The sequence below is a fragment of the Pseudomonas sp. EA_65y_Pfl1_P113 genome (assembly GCF_963970525.1).
GTDB lineage: Bacteria > Pseudomonadota > Gammaproteobacteria > Pseudomonadales > Pseudomonadaceae > Aquipseudomonas > Aquipseudomonas tritici.
On record NZ_CAXAQM010000371.1, the window covers coordinates 1 to 513 of the forward strand.

Here is a 513-nt window from a genome sequence, read left to right on the forward strand (position 1 = left end):
CCCGCAGTGTATGAGCCGGTGCGCCTGCACGTCGCCGCCAAGCGCTATCTCTGCGCGGTCGAGCCCAGCTATGAGGCGGGCTTGAGTGCCGCCTCCGCACTCAGTCTGTGCTTGCAGGGCGGGGCGTTCGATGCGGCGGGCATCGCGGCGTTTGAACAGGAACCGTATTTCGCCGATGCGGTGGCGCTGCGCCGCTATGACGATATCGGCAAGCAGCCGGATTGGCAGGTGCCCGATCTCGCCAGCTATCGTCCGCTGCTCGAACGGCTTGCGGTGCGTCCGCTGGCGTGATCCTCCGGCTTCGGCCATGATCGGGCCTATGCAGAAGGCAGCAGAAGCGGGGTCAGGTCCGCATTATCTCGCGCTACGCGATCGTCTGGTCGAGGAGATCGCCTGCGGCGCGCTGGGAGCGGGCGCGCGGTTGCCGTCCGAGCGGCGGCTTCAGCTTGGGTCGGGCGCGGCGCGCGGCACCGTGCGTGAAGCGCTGTTCCAACTGGAGGCGGAGGGGCTGAT

At 68.2% G+C, this 513-nt stretch carries 1 protein-coding gene and 1 pseudogene; both read left to right on the plus strand.

Going from position 1 to position 513, the window contains the following annotated elements:
• A pseudogene (locus AACY52_RS30105) lies at positions 1-291 on the plus strand (phosphohydrolase); the annotation flags it as partial.
• Between the two features lie 28 nt (positions 292-319).
• Positions 320-513: GntR family transcriptional regulator (locus tag AACY52_RS30110; RefSeq protein WP_339561346.1), on the plus strand; the 194-nt coding region annotated here is incomplete at its 3' end.